We start from the raw sequence: 23,388 nt of genomic DNA, 5'->3' as shown, positions 1-23,388 counted from the left end.
CGTCCACTTGAGCCGTTCATGCGCTATGCATGCTTTTCGTGGCCGGGACCGGGAGGAGTTCGACGCTTCTGCACTCCTCTGACTCGGGTGGAGCGTGAGTACGGCCCTGATGGGCCGATACTCGAGAACGCCCCCGCCGGCCGATCAGTGCTGGGGGTGCGCACGCGCGTGGAACAGAGGGCGCCGCTGCGTGGCTGTGCCGGGAGCAAGATGGCCGATCTCGACGCGTGTCCTGATGGCGCGGACCACCTCGGTCAGGCCGAGAACTATGGCCATGACGCCCACCACCAGTGTGAGTGTCGCGATGGATGCAAACGGCATGATGATCATCACGATGCCGGCCATAGTGCCGATGATGCCGAAGGCCACGTGCCAGCCGCGCGCCGGCATGGTCTGGTCGGAGGCTGCGGCAATCGTCTCCAGGGTGCCCCGCAGGAGCCAGCTGAAGCCGATCCACAGGGCGAGCAGGAAGATCGACTCAAGGGGGCCCCTGAAGCAGATCAGTCCGAGCAGGATGGAGGCCGCGCCGGTGATGAAGTGCAGTACGCGAAGATGCCGGGGGACGTGGGTGCCGAAGGCGGCGGCGAGTTGGAAGACACCGGTGGCAAGCAGGTAGACGCCGAAGAGCACGCCGATCACGCGAAGCGTCGCACCGGGCCAGACCAGCGCGATGACGCCCAGGGCGATGGTGGCGAGGCCCAGGGTGAGCAGGATCTGCCAGCCCATGTTCGCCAGGGCTGCCATGCCTTCGGTCAGGGGGCCCTCTTGCGGCTCGGTGCCGCGCGGAGAAACGGGCCCGGAGGAGTGTGAAGGAACTGTCATGGCACCTGCCTCCTTCTCGGAGCAGCGTCGTCACATCCGTCTATTTCCATCGTCACCCGTTCGGCCTCATGTCGCTCGGCGGAGAGGGCGGGCTTTGTGGCGCATGTCCTGCTGTCCCGTTCGGGTTGACACGTCGGTACTCATGCGTCGGGGGTGATGACGGCGCGTCCTTGGATCTTGCCGTCGTGCAGGAGCTGGTAGGCCTCGCCGGCGCGTTGCAAGGGGAAGCGCTCGACCAGCATTTTGATCTTGTCCTGCTGGGCGAGGGTGATCACTTCCATGAGTTCGGTGAGCGAGCCCCAGTAGGGCGAGGCTACCGAGCACTCGTGCGGCGGGCTGGAGAAGTTGACGGGCAGGGCTCCGCCGCCGAGGCCGACGATGGTCAGGTGGCCGAGCGTCCTGGCCACCTGTGCGGCCATCCGCAGCGTCGGGTCTATGCCGACCATGTCCAGCACGAGCTGAGCGCCCTGTTGCGCCGTGATGTCCTTGATGCGCGCGATCGTCTCGTCGCCCGAGAGCAGTGCTTCGTGGGCGCCCATGCGCTTGGCGGTTTCCAGCTTGTCGGCGTCTGTGTCCACGGCAACAACGGTGGTCGCCGCGCTGAGCGCGCGCAGGATCTGGATGGTCATCTGGCCCAGGCCGCCGGCCCCGATCACGACGGCGGTCGAGCCCGGTCCCAGCAGGTGCAGCGAGCGTTTGACGGCGTGATAGCTGGTCAGTCCGGCGTCGCTGAGCGGGGCGGCCTGGCGGGGGTCAAGGGTGCCCAGCGCAATGAGGTGTCGCGCCGCCGGGACCAGCAGGTACTCGGCCATTCCGCCGTCGCGCCCCCCTCCCAGGCCCGGGCCCTGACCACGGAGGTTCTGGCAGTAGTTCTCCCGGCCCTGACGACAGTTGGCGCACACCCCACAGCCCCAGGAGCCGTAGACGATCACAGGGTCTCCCGGCGCGAACCTGGTAACACCGGGCCCCAGCCGTTGCACCCATCCCGCGTTCTCATGGCCGAGCGTGAAGGGCAGATGTGTGAAGCCGGGTAGCGGTGCGGGGGCCTGCATGATGTGCAGATCGGAATGGCATGCACCGGCACCCCCCACCTTCACCAGGACCTGCCCAGGCCCGGGCTCGGGCACCGGCACCTCTCGCAGCTCGGGCGGCTGCCGCCAACCGACGAGTTGAAAAGCCTGCATAGCGATCCTTTACACGCACTGGGTCAGTCGTGGATGCCGTCGATGTCGACCAGGACGTGGCGCGGGCCGCGGAAGATCTGGTTGTGCCGGTACGGCGGCGGGTCCTCGACGAGCCGGGGGTTCTGCACCCGGCGGATGAACTCGCCGACCGCGATCTGGACCTCGAGCCGGGCGAGAGGAGCGCCGAAGCAGAAGTGGATGCCCTGGCTGAATCCGAGGTGCTGGTTGTTGGGGCGTTCGAGGTCGAGTTCGTCGGGGTCGGTGAAACGGTGCGGGTCGCGGTTCGCCGAGCCGTACGCCAGGAAGATCGGCGCCCCCTTGGGGATGGTGGTGCCGGCGATGTCGATGTCTTCCAGGGCGGAGCGGGTGTGCCAGAACTGCACCGACGACTCGAAGCGCAGCAGTTCCTCCACCCCGGGCACGATCAGCTCGGGCCGGCGCCGCAGCTTCTCGAACGCGTCGGGGTGGCGCAGCAGGGTGAGGACGCTGTGGGCGATGAGATTGACCGTGGTTTCGTGTCCCGCGAAGATCAGGAGCAGGGCGTTGCTCACGAGCACGCCCTTGGACATCCGTCCCTCCGGGCCGTCCTCGTTCACCATCGCCGAGAGCATGCCCGGGCCGGGCTGCCGGGCGTACCGGTCGAGCAGCTCGGCTGCGAACTGCCCGAAGTCCCGCACGGCCTGTCGGCCCCCGGCCTGGCGGCTTCGGATCTCTTCGGAGGTGGCCTCGGGGCCGAAGTCCAAAGCGTCCAGGGCGGTCTCGATCCACTGGTGGAAGCGTGGCTCGTCCTCCAGCGGCACGCCCAAGACCTTGCAGATCACCGTCACCGGCAGGGGGTAGGCGAAGTCGTCGACGGCGTCGATCCGCTTCTTGCCCTTCATGTCGTCGAGGAGTCCATCGACGATGCGGCGGATCTCGGGCTCCAGGTCGGAGATCAAGTGAGGTGAAGGAGGCGGGCCGACGAAGTGCGGCATCATCGTCCGTCGATCCCGATCGTGCTCGGGTGGATCGCAGGTAATGATGTTCGGCTCGTTCAGCACTTGCCTGATCGGCTCCGCGGAGCTCTCTGCCTGAGCCGCGGCCGGGGCGGGGCACTTTCGTGGGTCCGAACTGACCCGGGGGTCGTGCAGCAGCGCGACGATCTCCCGGTAGGTGCTGACGACATAGGTGCCATCCGGCTGCCGCGCCACCGGTGTCTTGCGGAGTTCCTCGTAGAAGGGGTACGGGTTGGCGCGGTTGGCGTAGCGGAGGGCCTGCTGCCAGGGGGTTTCCTCGACCACGAGGCTCCCCTCCTTCTTCCTGTCGGTGCTGTCCGCCTACACGCTCGCCCCGACGAGCGCGTCAGTGACGGCGCGGCCGGAACTCAGCCGTCCGCTCGCTCGGGGCGTGTCCGGTCAGGACGACGTCGGGGATCGCCGTCGGGACCCTCGGGTCCGGAAACTCGGCCGGCATCGGCTTCGTGTCGGACGGCTGGTCCCAGCCCGGCGGCGGAGGCGGGAACGGACCAGATTGCTCGATCAGCTTTCCGTAGTACTCCAGCCACTTGCCGTGATCGAAGGTCACGGCCGCGACAATGCGACCCCGGTGACCGTAAGCCGCTGCGAAACGACGCTCTGCAACAGACCCCTGCGTGAAGACGATCTCGTCACCGAACGGCGGCACACCGACGGACTTGATATTGATGCCGAACTGACCCGACCAGAAGCCGGGCAGCAGCAGATGGGGGCGATAGTGGGGCTCGAGGTTCACCATGTTGTGCGCCGCGACCTCGGCGCCCAGAACGGCGTTGTCCCAGTGCTCCATCGCCAGGAACTGGTACTCGTACAGCACATGCGGCGCACGGGCCACGTCACCCGCCACGTAGATGCTGTCGGTTACCACCCCGTTGATGTCGAAGGCACGGCCACCGGCATCGCACCCGACACCCCAGAAACCGGCCGCCAGCCCAGAGCCCTCCAGCCATTCCACGTTGCGGATCGACCCCAGCGAGGCCACCACCACGTCGGCGTCGACGGTGGATCCGTCCGAGAGCTCGGCACGCCGCACATGTCCGGCGGCGTCGCCCTCAAGTGACGACACGCCCAGCCCGCAGCGCAGGTCCACACCGTGATCACGCTGCATCTGCGCGGCGATCTCCCCGATCACCCCACCGAGCGCGCCGACCAGCGGCGCCGAACCCCGCTCGACGACGGTCACCGCGACGTCGAGCTCCCGGCAGACAGAGGCCACTTCCGAGCCGATGAATCCGGCGCCGATGACCAGGACCCGCGACGGCGACTCGGCCAACGCCTTCTGCAGCTGCGCGGCATCATCACGCGAGCGAATCGTATGGACCCCGTCCAGGGCGGCCTCGGCCGGGTTCGGCCACTGTCGCGCGCGGGTGCCCGTGGCGATCAGCAACCGGTCGTACGGAACCTGCTCACCGTCGGCCAGGTGCACCTGTTTGGTGACCCGGTCCAGCGCGACGGCGGCCACCCCGAGCCGCCAGTCCGCATCCACTTCTCGTATGCGGGGCAGCTTGGTGTGGTCGGCCGGCACCCAGCCCTTGAGCACCTGCTTGGACAGCGGGGGACGGTCGTAGGGCTCGTACGGCTCGTCCCCGATGATGGTCAAAGAACCGGTGAAGCCCTCCTCACGCAGGGTCTCCGCGGCCCGAAGCCCGGCCAGAGAGGCACCCACGATGACGATCCGGCCGCTGGCCCGGAACTCGCGCACCAGCTCCGCGACCGTTGCCCGCAAGGTCATGACGTCTCGCCCCGCTCCGCGCCGTCCAAGCGGTCGATGACGATCGCCTGCACTGGGCACGCCGCAGCGGCTCGCTCGACCTGCAGGCGCCGCGCGTCATCGGGGTTCGGCTCATAGGTGAGCGCCTCTTGACCGTTCAACCTGAAGACCTCGTGCGCCAGATACACGCATTGTGCGTATCCCTGGCATCGATTCAGGTCCACGACGATCCGCATGGGCAGACTCCTTCCGTTCTGCCTACCGCCCCCACTGCCACCATCGACTCGGTCATGAAGCTATGGGGCGGTTCTCAACCCTCCCGTGAGGCGACCGGGCTGGATGTCCCACTCGTCGCCTGGGCCGCGGCCACCGACTGAGCAGGTTCGGTCCTGTTCGCTGCGCCGCAGCGTTCACGGTGACGCTTGTCAGCTGTGAGCGTCACAGCTGGAACGGGGCGGTACATCGACAGCGTCGACATCAGGTGGACCCCGGTCGTCGCGCCCTAAAAATACTCGTCCCGCCTTCCGACGATCGCAAACGGTCGGCACCGCTGATCGACGCTCCGCCGCCGCGCCAGGTGCGCCAGGCAGCCGATCTGTCGCGGCTGCTCGTCTCCGGCGCCGTGCTGGTGGTGGCAGTGCTGCCGGCCGTCGCGGCGCTCGCACCCACCCGCAGGATGCAGCAAGGGGCTGCTCGATGCGGCGACCGCGCTACCGCCGGGATTGCGCGATGGTGTCGTCGGGCGGTGCAGGTGGTCGCTGTCGTCGCGCCGGTGGTGGCCGTCGGCGTACTGGTCGCCCGGCGGCGGGGCGACGCGATTCTCCGGATCGTGCCCGCAGCGGCGCTGGGCGCGTGCTTTCGTGGCCCGTCACCCACCTGGCCATGACGCGTAGCAGTCCAGGCGTATGGCCGCAGGTGCTGGCGGGGCGGGGCGCGCTGGTGGATGCCGGCTGGCCGCCGGCGCGTATCTGGCCGCTTGCGTTGCGGTGGTCGTGGCGGCAGGTCCGTGGCCGGACACACGTCTGCGGCGGACGTGGTGGACGCTGGCCGTCGGGTGCGCCGGGCTGAGCATCGCAGCCGCCGCCATCGTGCTCGGCCCCGAGGACCGCAACCGCGATCTCTTCCACCGGCTGGCCCGGCTCGCGCTGCTGCGCCACCCCGCCGACACGGACGCATATACCCCACTCGCCGCGGTCAAGCACGAACTCCTCAATCTCGTGTTCGCGTGCCGTACCCGGTGGCCAGGGGCGGCGCACTCCTGGTGGCGGTCGAGCACGCCGCCTGTCCGCTTTCCCGGGCGAGGAGATGACCGACCAGATACTCACCGGCGTGTGGACGTCCGTGGCCCACGCGGTCGCGATTCCACGGTGATCATCGATCCACCGGACATGAGAGTTGCGATGCACCATGCAAACCCAGACGAGCACGCAACGCCGTCCGCACGGGGATGCCCCCGACACCGACAAAGCGTTCCGCCGACTGGCCACCCTGCCGCCGGGACCCCAGCAGGACACCCTCCGTGAGGAGGTGGTCGGGGCCTGGCTGCCGATGGCCGACCGCATCGCGAGCCGCTTCCGCGGCCGCGGGGAAAGCTACGAGGACCTGCGCCAGGTCGCGGCCCTCGGACTGGTCAAGGCCGTCGACCGCTACGACCCCGGGCGCGGCAAGGCCGTCGCGCGCTGGTTCTCGGCGATCTGGCATCTTCGAGTTGCCGGCGTTTCAGGCGGTGGCCGAGTCTCTGGGCGGTTCCTCGATCGGAAAGAGGATCGGGCTGAGCAAGTACCGCGCGCGGTCGCCTGCGGGCTGGTTGGCCAGCCGGGGGGCGATCGCGCTGCGCAGCTCACTGATCAGCTCGTGGAGTTCGTCGCGGCTGAGCCAGACGGCATGCTGCCGGTAGCCGACGAGATCCGCGGCCGGGTCGGCGTGGTCTTGTCCGAGGTAGGCATTGAACTCGGCGGCCAGCACGGCGAGCGCGATGGCGAACGCGCCACGATGATCGTCGAGCGAGAGTGACTTGACGGTGTCGGCGTCGATGACCGCCCGGTCCTGGCGCAGGCGGAAGACCCGTTCCACCGCGCCCCGCACCCGCCGTTCCTCGGCCACTTCGAGGATTCCGCCCCCGGAGAGCAGGTCGACATGCCGGTAGACCATCGCCTTCGACACGTCCGGCACCAGCGCGCACAACTGGGACGTGGTCAGCATCCGCCCGCCACGCATGGCGTGCACGATCCGCAGGCGCACGGGGTGCGCCAGGAGTTCCAACGTGTCCATGAGCCAACCTTCTCGCAATCTGCTACCGTTCGCAAAAAATGAGAAAGGTAGCAGGGGATGGAAGCGAGTCCGATACGGAGTGCGACGCGGGTCGTCGACCTGGCATGCAGCGGGCGCTTCACCGAGATCGAAGAGCTTTTCGCCCCGCGGCTGCGAGCAGTCGTGTCCGCGGAAACGGTGCGGACGGCCTGGGCAACCGAGACGGGCATGAAAGGATCGGTCTCGGAGATCGGTCAACCGACGACCGAACAGCGCGACCCGGGGCTGGTCCGCGTGAGCGTCCCGGTGACCTGCGAACGCGGGGGCCTGACCGTGGTCATGTCGGTGGACGACACCGGCATGCTGCACGGCCTACGATTCGCACCCCTGTCCACCACGTCGTGGACACCGCCGCCCTACGCGGCCCGGAGCGGGTTCACCGAGCAGGAGGTCACAGTCGGCACCGACCCACTCGCCGTGCCCGGCACGCTGACGCTGCCCCGCAGGCGCGGCCCGCGGCCCGGCGTCGTACTCCTCAGCGGCGGCGGCCCCTTCGACCGCGACGAGACCAGCGGAGCGAACAAGCCACTGAAGGACCTGTCCTGGGGACTGGCCAGCCGCGGCGTGGCGGTGCTGCGGTTCGACAAGGTGACCCACACCCACCCAGACGTCGCCTCCGCGCCCGATTTCACCATGTCGGACGAGTACGTGCCGCATGCGGTCGCCGCCGTCCACCTGCTGCACCGACACCCGGCCGTGGACGCCGAACGAGTCTTCCTGCTGGGCCACAGCATGGGCGGCAAGGCAGCGCCGCGCGTAGCAGCCGCCGAACCGTCCGTCGCCGGCCTGATCATCCTGGCCGGGGACGCCGAGCCGATGCATCACGCCGCCGTCCGGGTCGCCCGCTACCTATCCACCGTGAACCCAGGCCCTGCCATCGAGGCCGCCGTCACCATCGCCGCCGAACAGGCCGCACGTGTCGACAGCCCGGAGCTGTCCGCCACGACGCCGGCCGAGGACCTTCCGTATGGCTTCCCAGGACAGTACTGGCTGGACATGCGCGGCTACGACCCCGTCTCCGCTGCGGCCGACACGGACAAACCGATGCTCATTCTCCAAGGACGACGCGACTACCAGGTGACCGTCGACGACGACCTCGCACGGTGGAGGCGTGGCCTCGCCCACCGCCCGGATGTCACGATCCGTATCTACGACGCCGACAACCACCTGTTCTTCCCCGGCGAAGGGCCATCCACGCCGACGGACTATGACGCGCCCCAACACGTCGACCATGCCGTCGTCACCGACATTGCACAGTGGCTGGCACCGAACCGCGGGAAGCTCACCCGCTTCCTTCCCACAGCCAGACGCCGCCGAAGCTGATCACGGGCTCAGGCGCGACCATGTGTAATTGCCATTCCTGAAGGGGCCGGGTGTGTCAAGCGGGGTATTTCCGTTGGCTGTCAGTGGTTCTGGGCAGCGTTGATCGGCACACCGTCGGTGGGATGGTGACGGCGGGTGGGACGGGGCTGCTCGTCGGATATGCGGTTGTGGGGGTCGTTCTCCAGCCCTTGATGGGGTGACGGCAGGGCCGTGCTCGGCTGCCGGTCATTCCTTCGCGGCGCGGGGCCGCATGGAGCGGTGCGACGTGCGACAGGCGGGGTCGATCAAAACCGCGACCACGCCGTGCAGGGGGTCAGACAATTGCCCGACCGCGCGCCTGCCGCGTCCGAGGTGCTCACGCTGCCTGGCGGGCCAGGGCGCGGATCTGTCCGTCGCGCAGCCCGTAGTAGACCAGTGTGAGCAGCTTGCGTGCCGCGGCGATCTTGGCGATGTTCCCGCCGCGACGGGCCTCGATCCGGGCCCGTTCCTCGGTGGTCTTGGGGGTGGTCTCGCGCAGGACCGCTTCCACCACGGCCCAGCGCACCAGCTTGCTGTCCTGTTTGGTGACGTACCCGCGGCGGACGACGGTGTCGGACTCTTAGTGCCGCGGGGTCAGCCCCGCCCACGAGCACAGCCGGTCGGCGGAGGCGAACCGGTGCACGTCGCCGATCTCAGCCACAAGCACCGCCGCCAGGGTGGTGCCGATGCCCGGCAGTTGCTGGACGGCCCGGTAGCCGGCATGGTCGCGAAGCCGTCCCCGATGCGGCCGTTGAACAGGACTTCCTCGGCATCCAGTCCGTCGATCAGCTTCGCGACTACAGTCAGATCTCTGACGCCAGCGTTAGCCGGATCACCTCTGCCCTGGAAGCCGCCGGCTACCTCAAAGTACGCAAGGGATACATCGGCAAGCGCCCACGCACCTGGCTGTCGCTCACACCCATGGGCCGCACGGCCCTCGCCCGCCATCTGGCAGCACTTCAAACCATCGCCGACACGGCACAGGAAGCAGGTGACCAAGCTGAGGGGACAGCGGAAACCCGACGTCACCATTAGTCGGCGCCGAACGGCGCCGGGAGGCCGTCGACCGCGTCACCGCCCTTCAGTTCGACCGGCACGGCCAGCGGGTCTGGCGAACTGCGAAGAGCCTGCTGGACTCCGGGCACGTCCGCCGGGCGATCGGCGAGGTCGCGACCGCCTACGGCGTCTGCCGGGAACCATCCAACGTCGCAGCCGGCGGCCGCTCCTGCCCGCTCCGGTTCCGCTGCCTGGGCTGCGAGCACTTAAGCACCGACGTGTCCTAACTGCCCGACCTCGAAGCCCATCTCGCCGACCTGCTCCGCAACCGCGAACGCCTGATGTCCGCCATCGAGGCCGACGACGGGGCACGAACCCAGGCCATGCCGGCCGAGGAAGAGATCCGACGAGTTCGACGCCTCATCACACGCGTCAAGTCCGACCTCGACGACCTCACACCCGAGGACCGCGCCCAGATCGAGCAGGCCGTCGGCGTCGTACGGCGCGGCCGCACCGTCCTGCTTCGGCATGCCGCGAGTCCGCCAGTCCCTGCCCGACGTCCGACCCCCGGGGACCGCCGTGTGACGACCGCGATGAACGACGGGCGATACGCCGGCACCGAACGCCGCCGCGACCGAGTGGAGGCGGCTATCGCTGCCGCCACACGGGACGGGACCAATCTGACCGCCTCAGCCATCGCCCGCGCCGCAGGAGCGACTCCACACCGCAGCCCGCGAACCCACCGGTCCAGCAGCCGCGAACGGAGCACCCGTCACCAGGGCTTCCCTGGAGGCCGACCTCGCCAACGCCCACGCCCGCAACACCCGCCTCGTCGCCCGGATCCAGCAACTGGAGAAACGCCTTTCCGAGGTACTGGAGGCACAGGTCTGGCGCGAGTCCGGCGTCGGGGCCACCACCGACATCGAGGAACTCCAGCAGACGATCACTCGCCTGGAACAGCAGGCCGTGGACGTGAGCGCGTCCCTGGAGGAGCGCGAGGCCGAACTGGAGGCTGCCCGGGAAGCCAACCGGCAGCTGACCCGGGCCCTGAACCAGCGCGAGTGACCTGGCCGTCAGCCGGGCGCCACCTCCGAGATCAACACCCGTACACGCGCCTCGATCGCGTCACGGATGGGACGCACGGCGTCAACACCCTGCCCGGCCGGGTCGTCGAGCTGCCAGTCGAGGTACCGCTTGCCAGGGAAGACAGGGCAGTGGTCGCCGCATCCCATGGTGATCACGACGTCGGACGCCTGGACGGCCTCAACGGTGAGGATCTTCGGGATCTCGGCGGAGATGCCGATGCCGACCTCCTTCATCGCCTCCACAACGGCTGGGTTGACGGTGTCCGCGGGAGCCGAGCCGGCGGAGCGGACCTCGATGCGGTCGCCCGCGAGGTGAGTGAGGAAGGCGGCGGCCATCTGGGAGCGGCCGGCGTTGTGGACGCAGACGAACAGCACCGACGGACGCGGCGTGGTGGAAGAGCTCATGAGCGGGGGCTTTCTCGGGAGAACGCATCGGTCAGGAGACGGCGGGTTCCGGTTCGCCGTGCGGGACGACGACCTCATCCGGGACAGGAGCAGGACGGCCGTGGACCACAGCGACGGCCCCCAGCCCGACCACCCCTCCCAGCAGCTGGGCCGCGATGAACGGGGCAACGGAGGCAGGGGCGATGCCGGCGAAGGTGTCGGTGAACGTCCGGCCGATGGTCACCGCCGGGTTCGCGAAGGAGGTGGAGGAGGTGAACCAGTACGCGGCCCCGATGTAGGAGGCCACCGCGGCCGGGGCGAGCGCGGCGCGGCCGATCCGGCCGAGGCCGAAGATCAGGAGGATCAGCCCGGCCGTGGCGACGACCTCGGCCAGCAGCAAGTGCCCGGCGGACCGGTCGTGGGTGGAGAACTTGACCAGCGGCTGGGCGAACATCGCGTCGGCCAGGATCGCGCCGCCGATCGCGCCGGCGATCTGGGCGGGCACGTACGCGGCGACGTCCCGCAGGGCCAGGCCGTCCGGATCACGACGGCCGGTGAACCAGGCGGCGAGCGTGACGACCGGGTTGAAGTGCGCGCCGGACACGGGCCCGAGCAGCAGGATGAGCACGCCCAGGCCGAAGACAGTGGCGAGGGAGTTGGCGAGCAGTTGCACACCGACGTCGTGCGACAGCTCGGTGGCCTGGATGCCGGAGCCCGCTACCACCGCCACCAGTAGTGCGGTGCCGATCGTCTCGGCGGCGACGCGGCGGCTGAGGGAGGCGTTCACGCAGTGGCTCCGGCGGGCTGCGTGGTGGTCAGGAACGCGGCGAGCTGGTCGAGGACGCCGGGCAGCACCCAGTAGTAGACCCAGGTCCCGCGGCGCTCGCAGTCGATCAGGCCGGCCTGGCGCAGGAGCTTGAGGTGGTGGGAGATCGTCGGCTGGGACAGGTCGAAGGCCGGGGTCAGCTCGCACACGCAGACCTCCGCGTCCTGGCCGCGGGAGGCGATCATCGACATCAGGCGCAGTCGGACCGGGTCGCCCAGGGCCTTGAAGACCTTCGCCAGGTCTGCGGCCTGGTTTTCGTCCAGCGGCGTGGCGGACAGGCCCGGGCAACAGACGGCGTCCTGGCCGAGCACCTCAAGCTCTTGTTTTGACATGCCTCTATGTTGACGTTTTTCAATTCAAGGCGCAAGGTTGCATCAATGAACATCAATACAAGCAGTTCGAGTCCATTCTGCGGCCCGTCATCTGGGAGTGATTCATGAGCGAGCAGACCACCACCGACCTGCGGGAAACCGTCCGCCAGCGGTACGCCGCGGCGGCCGTGAAGGTCACCGAGGGCCGAACCGCCTGCTGCGGGCCCGAGCCGGTCGAGATCGACGACAACTTCGGCTCCGCCCTCTATGCCGCCGACGAGCGCGACGCCCTGCCCGCCGAGGCCGTCGCTGCCTCCCTCGGCTGCGGCAACCCCACCGCCGTCGCCGAACTCCGCGCGGGCGAGCGCGTCCTCGACCTCGGCTCGGGCGGCGGCATCGACGTCCTCCTCTCCGCCCGCCGCGTCGGCCCCACCGGCCAGGCGTACGGACTCGACATGACCGAGGAGATGCTCGCCCTGGCCCTAGCCAACGCCGCGAAGGCCGGCGCGACGAACGTCGAGTTCCTCAAGGGCGCGATCGAGGCGGTCCCGCTGCCCGCGAACACCATCGACGTGGTGATCTCCAACTGCGTGATCAACCTGTCCGTCGACAAGCCCGCCGTCTTCGCCGAGACCTTCCGCGTCCTCAAGCCGGGCGGCCGGATCGGCGTCTCCGACGTCGTCGCGGACGACGCCCTCACCCCCGACCAGCGTGCCGAGCGCGGCGACTATGCCGGCTGCATCGCCGGCGCACTGTCCTTCGCCGAATACCGCGCCGGCCTGGAAACGGCCGGGTTCACGGACATCGTGATCACCCCGACCCACCAGGTCGCCGACGGCATGCAATCCGCCATCGTCCGCGCCATCAAGCCCACCACCGCCACCGGACCGGGCGCCTCCGCGACAGACGACTCCTGCTGCGACGTCACTGCCTGCTGCACCCCGGCCGAGCAGGCAACCGACCCGTCCGTCACCGTGAGCGAGGCCAAGAGCGCCGCGGGCTGCGGCTGCCAGGGCTGAAGATGTGCCCACCGGGATGGCGCAGTCGCTCGATCCAGCGATGGCGCCACACCTGTTGTGTCCGGTAGCGTCAGCCACACCGGCGCTGAGCTGCACTGCCTTGATGAACTCCGCCCCGCACCACACGACTTGCCTCAGAGAAACCGCTGTGCCAGTGGTGGGCCGCACCGTGCGGTTCACGAGCACACGCTCCTGACCCCTCCCGCGGACAACAGCCCGGTCCCTCGTCTACGCGCTGCGGGGCCGACGGCCCGCCGACTTCTTCCCGCCCGGCTCCTTCGCAGCGGTCTTCTTCGCCGCGGCCTTCTTCACCGGCTGCTTCCTCGCGGCCGCCTTCTTCGTCGGCTTCGGCAACTCGCGCACCTGTGCCGGGCCCGCGCCAGCGGCGCGGGAGGCCCTGGCCTTCTGCACCGACTCGTTCAGCGCGGCCATGAGGTCGAGGACGAGAACCTCGTCCTCGAATCCCTGGTCCACCAGGGCCATCTCCAACGCATCCCGCACCGCTCGGCCGCCTGGTCGAGCAGAGCGATGCCGGCGGCGTTGTCGTGGGCGGAGGCGGCCAGCACCACGACGCGCTGTACGGGAGAGAGCCCGGCGATTAGAGGACCCACGTGGCCTGCGCGACGAGGAAGGCGTTCAAGATGGCCTGGTAGACGGTGGGAGCCTCGGCTGGTTCGGGTTCTACCCCGGCTGGTGCGAGGTCCGCCAGACGGGCCTCGGTCTTGGCCAAAACGGCTGTCAAATCATGGATCCCTTCGCGTAGTTCCGGTGAGACCGCCGCTTCCGGCTCCGCGGCGCGTACGTCCTGAGTTGGTGACAACGTGCAGCAACCCTGAGCCCGCTGGGTACGTTGTCCGCGAGCGTGGTCGGCGTGGCCTGAGGGGGGCGTGGCGTGGAGATTGGCAGTGGTGCGGTTCTCGGGGGCCGGTACAAGCTGTCCGAGCGGATCGGCGCTGGCGGCATGGGCGTCGTCTGGCAGGCCACCGACGCCCGGCTCGACCGGGCGGTCGCCGTGAAGCTGCTGAACATGCCCGCCGGTCTGACCGACCAGGAGCAGGAACGGTTCCTCGGGATGTTCATGCGGGAGGCCAGGGCCGCCGCAGCGCTGGAGAGCGCGTACATCGTGCCGGTCTTCGACCACAGCTCCGAGGACGACACCCCGTATCTGGTGATGCCGCTCCTCAACGGGCGCACAGTACGTGAACTCATTGACGAAGACGGCCTGTTGGAGCCCACTCGCGCAGCGGACATTGCCGCCCAGGTGTGCCGTGCGCTCACGGCGGCGCACCGCGCGGGCATCGTGCACCGGGACATCAAACCGCCGAATGTGATCCTCACGAACGAGGGGACCGCGAAGGTCCTGGACTTCGGGCTCGCGAAGTTCATGGAGGCCACCGCCGGCGCTGGGTTCCTGACCAGGTCGTCCGACTCGCCTGTCGGCACACTGCACTACATGGCACCCGAGCGGTTCACCCAGGGCGGGGACGTCAGCGCGGGCGATCTGTATTCACTCGGCTGCATGCTGCACGAGATGCTGACCGGGGTCACCCCGTTCACGGGTACTTCTGCCGCTGTACTTATGCACAGCCATGTATACGAGGAGCCCCGGCGACCGTCTGAACTGCGGCCCGAACTAGGCGGAGTCTGGGATGAGTTGGTGCTGCAGCTCCTCGCCAAGGATCCGGCGGCTCGGTCGGATGCCGCGTCCCTGGCGGGGAGGCTCGACGCGCTGGCCCGGGTGGCGGCACCTGTGTCCGAACCGGTCACCGCAGTCTTACCCGATCCCGCCCCTCCCACCTCGTATGTCATCGCCCCGCCCCGACCGGTCGCCCCCGCACCGCGCCGGGCCCTGTGGGTGACAGCCGTTGCGGTACTGGCGGCGGGCGTGCTCACGGCTACGCTCCTCGCCCTCGCACCGTGGGAAGGATCCACCCACGGCGGCGATCGCGGGGGAATCACCGTCGCCCCTGCCGCACTGACCCAGACCCTCAGCGAGGGCACGGCGGACGACTCAAGGGGCCCGGCACCGGCGGTGAAAGGTGCCAGACGCGGAGGAACGATCACGGTCCTGGAGCCACACCAGATCAAGACGATCGACCCGGGCAACGCGGAGTACGGCACCGACTCCAAATTGATGCAGCTCGCCTATCGCAGCCTCACCGGCCTGAAGACAGCGCCCGACGGCACCGTACGCGTCGTCGGTGATCTCGCCGACGACGCGGGGACGGCGAGCGACGGCAACCGTACCTGGACCTTCCACCTCAAGTCCGGTGTGACGTACGACGACGGTGCCCGGGTGACCGCGAAGGACTTCGCCCACGCAGTGGAGCGCACCCTCGACCCGTCGTTCAACTACGGCTACGGACTGCTGCGCAGTTGGCTGCTCGGCCCAAAGGGCTCCGCACAGAAAGCCGGGGCCAAGCTGCCCGCAGGGGCGATCGACACCCCGGACGACCGCACCGTCGTCTTCCATCTGGCCGCGGCCCGCGCCGATTTCAACGTAGCCCTGTCCGGTCCTGCCGGCGCTCCGGTACCCGCAGGCTGGAACGAGAAACCGGATGCGTACGAGGCGGTCCCGACCACCGGGCCGTACCGGATCACGAGTTCGGCGGCCGCCAACAAGCAGGGCAAAGTCACCCTGACCCGCAATACGCACTGGCAGCCCGCGAGCGATCCTCTGCGTACCGCGTACCCGGACAAGTTCATAGTGGACAGCACCGTCGCACCCGGCTCCCTCGCCACCAGCATGGAGAAGCTGGCGACGAAGCCTGTGATGACCTTCACCGGCGACCCGGCGGTCACGAAGAACAGCACCCCGGCCGCGACCGCAGGACTGCAGGTTCTCAAGAGCCCGGTGTTCTACGTGACGTCCTATGTGATCAACACCAAGCGCGTACCGGATCTGGCGGTCCGCCGCGCCATTGCCCTGGCCATGCCCTCGAAGGACGTCCTGGCGGCCTTCGGCAAGCCCGGCACCATCACCCACCACCTGCTGCCGCCGGGCGTCCCGGGCTCCAAGGATTTCTACAGGTTCCCGTCCGGAGACAACGGCGATGCGGACGAGGCCCGTTCCCTCCTTACCCAGGCGGGCAAGCTCGGCACAAAGCTGACGCTCACGGTCCCGGATGACAGGCCCGTCAAGGCGGACGAGGCGACTGTCGTGCAACAGGCTCTGACCAAGGCCGGGTTGACGGTCGCGATCCACGTCGCGGATACCTCCACCTACTTCAGCAAGACCGGCTCCTACGACATCTTCTTCGCCGATCTCAAGGCCAGTCTGCCCATCGGCTCGACCGACCTACCGGACAACTTCGGCAGCAACGGCCAGGCGCTCGGAATCCAGTTCTCCGACAAAGATGTCGACCAAGCCATCGACAAGGCCAATGCCGCCCCGGACCTGAAATCGGCGGGACCCCTGTGGGCGGACGTCGACCGCCAAGTGATGGGGCAAATGATGGCGGTCCCCGTCTTCGTACCGATCCGCCCCTATCCGGCGTCGAAGAGCGTGCACGGGCTGCAGACAGACCTGCGCGGCGTATCGGCCCTGAACGCCTACGTCACCGAAGGCTGAGCGCCGGCAGGCGGCGAACCCGACCCACCCGAGAGACGCACACCACCTGCCAAGCCATCCTGAAAGCCTTCAACCAGCACCCCGACCAGGAGTTCCGAGCCCGCGAGCTGCACGAACTCCTTGGCATGCCCACCTACGCCGTTCCAGGCGCCGGATCCGTGTGACGAGCCGGGTGTTGCGGGCGTGGGAGTTGGCGAGGTCGGCTTGAAGCGACGTCAGGCTGACGGGCGGGCCGCTGGCTGAGGACGGCGATGCGTTTGGCTCGCGTTCGGCCACGTGGATCAGTGCGAGCAGGTCGCGGTGGCGGTAGAGGAAGGTGCGGTCGACGCCGGCTTGCCGGGCGATGCCGCTCACGCTGACACCCGGCACCGCTCGATCCGAGAGCCGCCCACGCCGTTCACATGTGCACGCTGTGCGATCCGGACATGCCCCTCGCTTCCATCCCCGACGAGGTCGGCCTGTCGGCACCGCGGCTGCGGGCCTTGGTCCGGCAGGACTTGGGCATCGCGCTCGCTCACTTGCGGCGATGGGGCCGACGCCGTACCGCGATCGCCAGCCTGCCGGACGGGGCTGCGGCCCTGGCTGCGGCCACCGCGGGCTTCGCCGACCAGGCCCACCTCACCCGTACGGCACGGGACTTCATCGGCCGTACGCCCGCCTCTCTGCGACCCAGCAGGTCCGCCTGACGGGGGTCCACGACAGCATCTGCGCACGCCCGCTACTCGAACGCATCCGCGTGCCCCGCACCGGCCTGGGCCGACCACGCTGCAGGCCCGACCAGGTCATCGCAGACAAGGCCTACAGCTCCCGTGGCTTCCGCTCCTACCTGCGCAAACGCGGCATCGCACACACCATCCCCGAGAAGGCGGACCAACAACGGCATCGCTACAGTCGCGGCCGCCACGGCGGCAGACCACCAGGATTCGACAGGCAGATCTACCGCCGACGCAACATGATCGAGCGCTGCTTCAACCGGCTCAAGGGCTTCCGCGGCACTGCCACCCGATACGAAAAGACCGCCACCTCCTACGAGGCAGCGGTCACTCTCGCGTCGTTCCTGCTCCGGGCAAGATCCGTTTGAAGACGGACCCTAGCAATCACTGGACCTGCTGAACGAGCCAGTCACCGGGGCCCGCGAGGATGACGATCTCGGAGTCCTTCCCGTGATCAACCGGTCCCTCGGCTCTCGCTGCGCCGTGCCGTGGATCGTCGGCCGTCCGCGCGGGAAGTCGAGCGGTCGCCTCATCCGCCATCCGGGCCTGCTCGCGATGTCGGCCTCTGATGGGTTCGTCATCGTCGACGCCCGTACCGGAGCGGTCCGCGCCCCCCCCCGGGGCCAGGGGCGTATGTGCACCTCTGGCACCGTGACTTCGACGGAACGTCCGTCATCCTCTGCAACGACCGGCTGTTCGGTCAGACGCACTCGATCGCGGCTTTGGACGCGACGTCGATGAAATGGCTGTGGTCGATCACCGAGGCGCCGGAAGGACGACTCGTGCCGGAGGTCACCGCCGTGTGGCATGGAGCGGTGCACGGCCGGACGGCCAACGGCAATGTCGTCCTCGACGCCCGCAGCGGCGCCGACCGGGCAACCCCGAAGCTGGCTCCCTTCCTCGTCAACACCTGCGTGGGCATCGAGAACCGAGGACGCAGCGTGACCCTGATGCGCTCCACGGGGTAGCGGGATGCCCCGGTTGCCGGAGCGCCCCTCATGGCTGCAGCGCGCGCAGGAAGGTCAGCGCGGCACGTGCGGTCGCGTCGTTCTGGCGGAGGCTGGCGGCATTGGCTCGTGGCCGCGGGAGTCCCACTGGGATGCGGGCGTTGGTGAACGGTCCGAGCGCGAAGCGCCGGGGGTGGGGCCGACCGTCGCGGTCGAGCACGCGTCCGTCGGCCGGGGCGACAACGAGCAGTCCGCGAGGAGTCACGCGGGCGTGTGCACCAAGAGAGCGGAGCAGGGGTTCCCGGGCGCGCGTGACGGACGGTGGCGGCTGCCTGGCCTCGACGAGCGTCCGGGCCTCGGTGACGCGGCCGGGCAGGCTTGCACTGTGCGCCCGGAAGACACCGCGCACCGGGTCGGCCTCGATGGTCGTGCCCGCACCGAGGAACCGGACCACCCCGGCACGCGAGAGCGCGAGCAGCTGCCGCAGCCGCGGAGCCGGCGGGCCGGATGCCAGGTAACTGAAGAAGCCGTACCACCAGGGGCCGATGCCTTCCAGCCGCCGGAGCTGGCGGTGCACGGGAAACAGACGGCGGATCACCGCAAGATCGGGGCTGTGTCGAGGATCGTCCCTGCGGGCGAGGTCGGCCTCGATGTAGGCGCGCAGACCACGTTGGAGAGACTGGGCGTCAGGGAACCTGACGCCGACGAGCGGCTGGTCAAGGGTGTCGAGGTCGAGCCGGTCGTTCGGGTCGGGTACCGAGGACTCGACCAGCGCGCGGAGTTCGGCACTGCCCGGCGCGCAGGCGGCGTACTTCACGTCGAACGCGTCCCAGGTGAGGCGGGTGCGCTCGGGGTGTGCGGCGAACAGTTCGTGATAGTGGGCGAAGCCCAGCTCTTTGGCGACGAGAGGACGCACGTCCTGCGAGAAATCGATGCGGTCGGGGCGGCGCAGTAACTCGTCGATGGCAGCCGGCCCCAAGTAGCGTGGCGGCGGCAGTGGTCGACCGAGCATCCCGTAGCCGATCTTCGCGTGATAGGGCACTCCGCGCCTGGAGCCGACGTGAAGGACGGGTTCGCGGCCGGTGGGGTGGTAGGTGAGCTTCCCGGAGCCGTCGTCCGTGTAGCGCCCGCCGCGGCCTTCGGTGAGCAGCACCATCAGGTCGGTGAAGGCGAGACCCAGGCCGCGTACCAGGACAGAGGTGCCGGGCAGCAGGACGCTCAGGTCGGCCTCGGACGTGAAGTCGGGGGGAAGGTAGACCAGACCGTGGCGGGCGGCGAAGGCGGCGAGCGTGGTCTGTTCGTCGTCGGGTTCCGACGCGAAGTGACCAACGGCGATCACGACGAGGTCGGCGGTCAGTGGGTCGGCCCGGCCGTCGAGCCAGACCCGCTGGCGCCCGGTGCGCGGGCCGGCCAGGCGAACGGCGGTCGCACGGTGTTCGTGGACAGTGATGCCCGGCGGCAGAGCGGCGATCGCCCGCGCGTACACCTCGCGCAGGTAGGCGCTCTGCAGCCGGCGGCTCGCGAAGCTCTGCGCGGTCAACTCCCTTGCCTCGGTGGTGAGCTCGGGGGACGAAAGGGGCGGTGCGGCCAGGGCTGCCCACTCGGCGAGCGTGGGGCCGGGCCTGACCGGGCCCTCCATCGTCACCGAGTCGTCGGTGTACATGGTGACGTCCTTGGCCCTGGAGTTCATCCAGAGCAGTGGTGACTGCTCGTGCCTCCAGGTCCGGCCACCGCCTGGTGGATAGGGGTCGACGATATGAAGATCCAGCCGTTCGGGGCCCAGAAGCTCTGGTGCGTTGGCGGCGATGCGTTCGACCACTCCGGTGCTGCGGGGCCCAGCCCCGACGATGACGAGGGACGGGATGCGGCCCGCCGGCTGTGATCCGCTGGCTGAGATCATGTCCTCTTGTCTGCCGAGTGCTGTGCCGAGTGGTGTGCTGCCGACCGCGTCCCGAGAAGCGCGGGCACGATCGTCGGCCATGCTATTCGGGACGGCACGAACCCAGTTGGGCCTTGTCGCGGATCTCCGCCGACTGTAGCCCCGTGGGGTGAATCGAGTCACCCGCAGAGGGGAGGAGACGGACGCTCGCCAAGTCCTGCGGGGCGCCCTGCCCGTTACGTACTGCCGGGCTGAAGCCGCCGCGGACCAGAGCAGGAATTCGGCCATGGTCGGCTCACCGCTGAAGCAATCCGGCTGCCAGGGCCCGATGCGTTCGATTGGGATGTGTGACATGCGAGTTGTTCTGCTGGGCGAACATCGCGCGGACCGAATGGTGCCGCCGCTGGCGTGCGCCGGCGCGGAGGTGGTGGTCCTGAGCTTCGTGGATCTGGACGAGCTGCTGGGCGGGGAGGCCAGCTGCGCGAAGCTGCCGGCCGAACTGACGGATGCCGGGCTGCTGTCGCTGCTGCGCGAGCACGACGCGGACCTGGCAGTCGCGAACCTGGGCCAGATCGGCCAGGAACGCATGCTCCCGGTCTACGCCCGGGTGGGGGCCGCCTGGCGGGCGCGTGGGCGTCGGATGCTCGCGCACTCCGAGGAGTTCGCGCGACTCGCCACCGACAAGGTGTGGTTGCACACGGTCGCGCGGCAGCGGCGCTGGCCGACCCCGCAGGGAGTCGTCTGCGACGGACCGGCGGCCGTTCTGGCTGCCGCCGAGACGATCGGACTGCCCGCGATGGTCAAGGAAGCGTGCAGCGAACCGTTCGCCGGCCGTCACTACGTGCCGGACGGCCGGTCCCTGCGACAGGCGTGCGGGCAGGTGCGGTTCCCGGCCCTGGTCCAGGCCGTCGTGGCGGGGGAGGAATTCGGCGTCGAGCTGCTGACGACCCCCTCGGGCACGGTTGTCTGGCCGATCGCCTCCATGGGGCGGCTCGACAGTGACTGCTCACCCGGGAAGCGGGCCCGGGTCGCGCCAGCGCCGATGCCGGACGAGGCGCACCGGGAGTTGCTGCGGGTCGTCGAGGACATCACGGCGGGCTTCGGCCCGGCGGGCCCGTGGCAGATGGACCTGGCGGTCGGCGATGACGGGCGGCTGCAGATCATCGAGATCAACGGCCGGCTCAGCGGCATGTCCAATCTGAGCTGGACGAGCTCGGGCGTGGACCCGCAGGCCGCACACGTCGCCGCCGCCCTCGGCGAGCCCGTGCCGCCGTGCCGGGCCGAACAGGTGGCGCTCGAACTGCCGGTGCGCAACGATGCGGTCCTGCCGCCGGCTCCGGTGGGGACCGAGCTGCGTTGCTTCACGGGCAACTCCGCCAACCGCGGGCCCTTCCACCTCGGGTACTACCGGGCCGTCCTCGGCGTCCCGGCCGATCGCGCGGAGAGCGCACGCGACTGGTTACGGTCCGTGCCGCCGCAGCTGCTGCTGGCGCCCCCTCGAACGGCGGTCGATCAACTCGCCCGTGGCACGCGTGCGCTCGAACAGAGTCCCCCGGGTGCAGCCTGAGCCAGTACCATCACTCCTCGAAATTGATTGCCTACCTAAAGTGTCCGGGGTTCGTATGCGTGTCGTGCTCGATTCGGTGGTTCCGTCCGCTGAGGTCGCCGACCGCTATCGCGAGCGGGGGTGGTGGCGCGATGCGACGTTCTCCGACGATCTGCGCACTGCGGCGCTCGAACGGCCCGTTGACCCGGCTCTGCTGACGTGGCGGCATCTGGAGGACACACTCGTCACGCTGTCGTTCGGAGAGTTCGATGTGAGGGCCGATGCTGTCGCGGCGGCCTTGCGGGAGCTCGGGGTGCGTCGCGGCGAGGTCGTCGCGTACCAGCTTCCGGCCTGGTGGGAGGCTGCCGTGCTCGCGGTGGCGTGCCTGCGGGCCGGCGTGGTGGTGGCCCCGATGCCGTTGCTGTTCGGGCCGCAGGAGGTGGAGCGGATGCTCGCGGCCACCGGGGCGGTGGCGTGCGTGGTGCCGGACAGCTGGGACGGCGTCGAGTACGGCCGCCGACTGGCCGAACAGGCTGGCAGGCTGCCGGCACTGCGGCATCGCATCGTCATCGGTGACGCGGCGGCCACCGCGGCGGAGAGCCTGCAGGGCGCCTTCAGCGGCGATCGACCCGCAACGGCTCCCGGCGAGCCGCTCGGCGCCGACGAGGTGTGCGCACTCCTGCTCACCTCCGGCACCACGGGCGAACCCCACCTGGTCGCCCACAGCGCCAACACTCTGAACGCCTCGCCGAGACTCCGCCCGCGCACCAGCCCCGAGCGGCTCCATGCGGTCGTCGTCGGCATGACGTTCATCGGTGGGTTCCGCAGGGTGCTGCAATCCACGAGCCGGCGAGCCCCCACACTGTACGGCGACACCTGGGATGCCGCGACCTGGCTGCGCCTGATCGAGGAAACGGGCGTCAGTCACCTGTGGGTCTCGCCCCTGACGCTGCGCCGCCTCACCGAGGAGCAGCAACGCCAGGCCCGCGACCTGTCCGGGCTGCAGCTCATCACCTGCTCGGGTGGCCCGCTGTCGCCCGAGCTCCTGGCAGCGGTGCGGCTGACACTCTGCCCGGCCGTGGTGAACGTCTGGGCGATGACCGAATGCGGCAATGCCATCGCCACCGCCCCGAACGATCCCCCGCACTGGGCAGCTGAACGGCTCGGCCGGATGAGGCGGGGAGGAGAGGTCAGGCTGGAGCCGGCGGGCCGCACCCGGGACGGGGAAGGTTTCCGACTGCATGTGCGCGGTCCGGGAGTGTGCCTGGCCACCATCGGCCGCGACAGCGGGACGGTCGCCTGGTCGCCGGTCGACGACGAGGGCTGGCTGGACACGGGCGACCTGGTGGCGTCCGACGAGGCGGGGGTGCTGCGGTTCGTCGGACGGGCTGCCGACCGCATCGGTCACCCGAGGGTGATTCCGGTGGCCGATGCCGAGCGCGCCCTGCTGACCCACCCGGGCGTCGACGACGTGGTGCTGGTGCCCTGGCCGGCCGCCGACGGCGGCGAGGACCCGTGCGCGGTCGTCATCTCCTCCGAACCCCTTGAGCTGGGCGAGGTGCGCGACCACCTGGCCCGGTCCGGCTTCCATGAGACCTGCCTGCCCGTCCGGATCGAACGCGTGGACGAGTTCCCCCGCACGGAAACCGGGAAGGTACGCAGGCACCTGCTGCTCGACCACCTCAAGGACCGCCTCTGTCGCACGGATCCGGCTCACGCCTGACGGCGCG

The 23,388-nt window shown here is 69.4% G+C and carries 22 protein-coding genes and 3 pseudogenes; 11 read left to right on the top strand and 14 right to left on the bottom strand.

Going from position 1 to position 23,388, the window contains the following annotated elements:
• Window positions 1–144 precede the first annotated feature (144 nt).
• The 5 genes from ACFC8N_RS39615 to ACFC8N_RS39595 form a co-directional block, all read right to left on the bottom strand.
• Window positions 145–822 carry an HdeD family acid-resistance protein gene (locus tag ACFC8N_RS39615; RefSeq protein ID WP_376294003.1) on the bottom strand — a complete coding sequence of 226 codons (678 nt, stop codon included), beginning with the start codon at window positions 820–822 and terminating at the stop codon, window positions 145–147.
• A 140-nt stretch (window positions 823–962) separates the two neighbouring features.
• The gene (locus ACFC8N_RS39610) at window positions 963–2,006 is read right to left on the bottom strand and encodes an NAD(P)-dependent alcohol dehydrogenase (protein WP_376294001.1); all 1,044 of its coding nucleotides are present in this window, start codon (window positions 2,004–2,006) and stop codon (window positions 963–965) included.
• Window positions 2,007–2,029: 23 nt separating this feature from the next.
• On the bottom strand, window positions 2,030–3,286 hold the full coding sequence (locus ACFC8N_RS39605) for a cytochrome P450 (protein WP_376293999.1): 1,257 nt from the start codon (window positions 3,284–3,286) through the stop codon (window positions 2,030–2,032).
• A gap of 61 nt (window positions 3,287–3,347) precedes the next feature.
• Entirely contained in the window at window positions 3,348–4,751 is a 1,404-nt protein-coding gene (locus ACFC8N_RS39600; RefSeq protein ID WP_376293997.1) for an NAD(P)/FAD-dependent oxidoreductase, read from the bottom strand.
• Window positions 4,748–4,966 (bottom strand): ferredoxin, encoded by a 219-nt coding sequence (locus ACFC8N_RS39595; protein WP_228622888.1) that lies wholly within the window; start codon window positions 4,964–4,966, stop codon window positions 4,748–4,750. Before ACFC8N_RS39595 ends, ACFC8N_RS39600 begins: the two co-directional genes overlap by 4 nt.
• Before the next feature lie 245 nt (window positions 4,967–5,211).
• On the opposite strand from ACFC8N_RS39595, the gene ACFC8N_RS39590 reads away from it, so the two are divergent.
• Window positions 5,212–5,616, top strand: a complete 405-nt coding sequence (locus ACFC8N_RS39590; protein WP_376293995.1) for a hypothetical protein — start codon at window positions 5,212–5,214, stop codon at window positions 5,614–5,616.
• A 521-nt stretch (window positions 5,617–6,137) separates the two neighbouring features.
• Window positions 6,138–6,743, top strand: coding sequence for a sigma factor (locus ACFC8N_RS39585; RefSeq protein WP_376293993.1), 606 nt, complete (start codon window positions 6,138–6,140; stop codon window positions 6,741–6,743).
• Between the two features lie 99 nt (window positions 6,744–6,842).
• Here ACFC8N_RS39585 and ACFC8N_RS39580 read toward each other — a convergent pair.
• A pseudogene (locus ACFC8N_RS39580) lies at window positions 6,843–7,001 on the bottom strand (helix-turn-helix domain-containing protein); the annotation flags it as partial.
• Between the two features lie 207 nt (window positions 7,002–7,208).
• Here ACFC8N_RS39580 and ACFC8N_RS39575 point away from each other — a divergent pair.
• A complete protein-coding gene (locus ACFC8N_RS39575; protein ID WP_376293990.1) occupies window positions 7,209–8,363 on the top strand; it encodes an alpha/beta hydrolase family protein in 1,155 nt (384 codons plus the stop codon).
• 355 nt (window positions 8,364–8,718) lie between these two features.
• Here the strand turns inward: ACFC8N_RS39575 and ACFC8N_RS39570 are convergent, their stop codons facing one another.
• The gene (locus ACFC8N_RS39570) at window positions 8,719–8,907 is read right to left on the bottom strand and encodes a hypothetical protein (RefSeq protein ID WP_376293987.1); all 189 of its coding nucleotides are present in this window, start codon (window positions 8,905–8,907) and stop codon (window positions 8,719–8,721) included.
• A gap of 54 nt (window positions 8,908–8,961) precedes the next feature.
• Window positions 8,962–9,081, bottom strand: a pseudogene (locus tag ACFC8N_RS39565) (transposase); the annotation flags it as partial.
• A 71-nt stretch (window positions 9,082–9,152) separates the two neighbouring features.
• Between ACFC8N_RS39565 and ACFC8N_RS39560 the strand changes: the two are divergent.
• On the top strand, window positions 9,153–9,416 hold the full coding sequence (locus ACFC8N_RS39560) for a transcriptional regulator (RefSeq protein WP_376294037.1): 264 nt from the start codon (window positions 9,153–9,155) through the stop codon (window positions 9,414–9,416).
• Between the two features lie 227 nt (window positions 9,417–9,643).
• Here ACFC8N_RS39560 and ACFC8N_RS39555 read toward each other — a convergent pair whose 3' ends face one another.
• The 4 genes from ACFC8N_RS39555 to ACFC8N_RS39540 all read right to left on the bottom strand — a co-directional run bounded on the left by ACFC8N_RS39555 (window position 9,644) and on the right by ACFC8N_RS39540 (window position 12,004).
• Entirely contained in the window at window positions 9,644–9,907 is a 264-nt protein-coding gene (locus ACFC8N_RS39555) for a hypothetical protein (protein WP_376293985.1), read from the bottom strand.
• A 543-nt stretch (window positions 9,908–10,450) separates the two neighbouring features.
• A complete protein-coding gene (locus ACFC8N_RS39550; protein WP_356028657.1) occupies window positions 10,451–10,867 on the bottom strand; it encodes an arsenate reductase ArsC in 417 nt (138 codons plus the stop codon).
• Between the two features lie 31 nt (window positions 10,868–10,898).
• Window positions 10,899–11,633, bottom strand: coding sequence for an aquaporin (locus tag ACFC8N_RS39545; RefSeq protein WP_356028659.1), 735 nt, complete (start codon window positions 11,631–11,633; stop codon window positions 10,899–10,901).
• Window positions 11,630–12,004, bottom strand: a complete 375-nt coding sequence (locus ACFC8N_RS39540; protein WP_356028662.1) for a metalloregulator ArsR/SmtB family transcription factor — start codon at window positions 12,002–12,004, stop codon at window positions 11,630–11,632. The genes ACFC8N_RS39545 and ACFC8N_RS39540 overlap by 4 nt, the downstream gene beginning before the upstream one ends.
• A 104-nt stretch (window positions 12,005–12,108) precedes the next feature.
• On the opposite strand from ACFC8N_RS39540, the gene arsM reads away from it, so the two are divergent.
• On the top strand, window positions 12,109–13,002 hold the full coding sequence (arsM, locus tag ACFC8N_RS39535) for an arsenite methyltransferase (RefSeq protein WP_356028665.1): 894 nt from the start codon (window positions 12,109–12,111) through the stop codon (window positions 13,000–13,002).
• A gap of 228 nt (window positions 13,003–13,230) precedes the next feature.
• Here arsM and ACFC8N_RS39530 read toward each other — a convergent pair.
• Window positions 13,231–13,574 (bottom strand): annotated as a pseudogene (locus ACFC8N_RS39530) (hypothetical protein); the annotation flags it as partial.
• Window positions 13,575–13,894: 320 nt separating this feature from the next.
• Here ACFC8N_RS39530 and ACFC8N_RS39525 point away from each other — a divergent pair.
• The 4 genes from ACFC8N_RS39525 (at window position 13,895) to ACFC8N_RS39510 (ending at window position 18,254) form a co-directional block, all read left to right on the top strand.
• Window positions 13,895–16,573 (top strand): ABC transporter substrate-binding protein, encoded by a 2,679-nt coding sequence (locus tag ACFC8N_RS39525; RefSeq protein WP_376293982.1) that lies wholly within the window; start codon window positions 13,895–13,897, stop codon window positions 16,571–16,573.
• A 425-nt stretch (window positions 16,574–16,998) separates the two neighbouring features.
• On the top strand, window positions 16,999–17,259 hold the full coding sequence (locus tag ACFC8N_RS39520; protein WP_376293979.1) for a helix-turn-helix domain-containing protein: 261 nt from the start codon (window positions 16,999–17,001) through the stop codon (window positions 17,257–17,259).
• Complete coding sequence (locus tag ACFC8N_RS39515) at window positions 17,256–17,654, top strand: transposase (RefSeq protein WP_376294034.1); 399 nt, start codon at window positions 17,256–17,258, stop codon at window positions 17,652–17,654. Before ACFC8N_RS39520 ends, ACFC8N_RS39515 begins: the two co-directional genes overlap by 4 nt.
• 267 nt (window positions 17,655–17,921) lie before the next feature.
• Window positions 17,922–18,254, top strand: coding sequence for a hypothetical protein (locus ACFC8N_RS39510; protein ID WP_376293977.1), 333 nt, complete (start codon window positions 17,922–17,924; stop codon window positions 18,252–18,254).
• A 28-nt stretch (window positions 18,255–18,282) separates the two neighbouring features.
• Here ACFC8N_RS39510 and ACFC8N_RS39505 read toward each other — a convergent pair whose 3' ends face one another.
• On the bottom strand, window positions 18,283–20,133 hold the full coding sequence (locus tag ACFC8N_RS39505; RefSeq protein WP_376293975.1) for an FAD/NAD(P)-binding protein: 1,851 nt from the start codon (window positions 20,131–20,133) through the stop codon (window positions 18,283–18,285).
• Between the two features lie 331 nt (window positions 20,134–20,464).
• Here ACFC8N_RS39505 and ACFC8N_RS39500 point away from each other — a divergent pair, with 331 nt between their 5' ends.
• Both ACFC8N_RS39500 and ACFC8N_RS39495 read left to right on the top strand, forming a co-directional pair.
• On the top strand, window positions 20,465–21,679 hold the full coding sequence (locus ACFC8N_RS39500) for a hypothetical protein (RefSeq protein ID WP_362821039.1): 1,215 nt from the start codon (window positions 20,465–20,467) through the stop codon (window positions 21,677–21,679).
• A gap of 55 nt (window positions 21,680–21,734) precedes the next feature.
• On the top strand, window positions 21,735–23,381 hold the full coding sequence (locus ACFC8N_RS39495; protein ID WP_376293974.1) for an AMP-binding protein: 1,647 nt from the start codon (window positions 21,735–21,737) through the stop codon (window positions 23,379–23,381).
• Window positions 23,382–23,388 lie beyond the last annotated feature (7 nt).

Origin of the sequence: Streptomyces sp. NPDC055966 (assembly GCF_042269865.1) — a bacterium.
Classification (GTDB): Bacteria; Actinomycetota; Actinomycetes; order Streptomycetales; family Streptomycetaceae; genus Streptomyces.
This window is presented reverse-complemented; position numbering and strand designations above follow the sequence as displayed.